Source organism: Oleiphilus sp. HI0132 (assembly GCF_001635845.1).
The window spans coordinates 1-947 of record NZ_LWGJ01001899.1 but is presented as its reverse complement, the minus strand read 5'-3'; the positions used below and the strand labels follow the sequence as shown (position 1 = coordinate 947).

2 protein-coding genes are annotated in these 947 nt (G+C 41.1%); both read left to right on the top strand.

Annotation, left to right across the window (positions count from 1 at the left end):
• Nucleotides 1-428 (top strand): hypothetical protein (locus A3766_RS31785; RefSeq protein WP_231883032.1); only part of this gene is annotated, 428 nt, incomplete at its 5' end.
• A gap of 278 nt (nt 429-706) precedes the next feature.
• Nucleotides 707-947 (top strand): acetyl-coenzyme A synthetase N-terminal domain-containing protein (locus A3766_RS28640; protein WP_304440994.1); only part of this gene is annotated, 241 nt, incomplete at its 3' end.

The following is a 947-nucleotide window of genomic DNA, read 5'->3' as shown; positions in this document are numbered from 1 at the left end:
TCACTGAAAACGTACCCGTTTCAGCACTTGAACAGATGGGTGCGGGTATTACTATCGCTGTTGATTTGAATGGCGTGAGTCGCTATCAAGAACCTAAAGATATGGTCGCTATAATGGGGAATGCTATCGATATCGCAATTGATCAGCGTACCAAGGAGCAGTTGAAGAGGGCTGATTTGGTCTTGTCATTTGACTTGGCTAAATATAGTCGGTTTGGTAACCACGAACAGTTTGCGCCGGTATTCCAATATGGATACGACTTCACCGCAAAGAAGATATCACGCTTGTTCTGGTATCGGAAAATACGGCTTTTATATTTTCTTAGCGAGGTCCTGAAAGTGATTATTCCTCTCAAGGTGCCTATCATTCTGAACTTCAAAAGCTATTTGACCAGGCGGAGAAAGAAGATTCTTTCTAAAGTAGACTAATGCTTATATGAGAGCGAAAATACCGTGGAATTGAGAGCTGTGGTATGAGTTTATTGCGAGTGTCATTTGATGGGTGAACATTATCACTAGTCTGGGTTGTTTGTTCAATTGATGAAACAAACACTGAAGTCGGTTGTGCTATTTCTTTAGTTTATTGTCCAGAGAGCTTTAGACCATAGTCTAGTGCTCGACCAAGGTCTAATTGGCGGCGGCCAGAATATGTTGACAATAAGAGTTATATCTACTTACTCGGTAACATAGACTTCAAGGAGCCTGTCATGAGCTTAGCTGCCCAGAATAACTACACTACCTCTAATTCAACCAGTGATTTTGTGCCAAACATCGATAAAGTTGGCTATCAGAGCCTGTATCAAATGTCGATAGAGAAGAATGAAGACTACTGGCGAAAAGAAGCTGAGCGCTTGTATTGGGATAAACCCTTCACCAAAGTCAAAGATGTCTCATTTGCAAAAGATGACTTACATATTTCATGGTATGAAGATGGAGAGCTGAATGTTT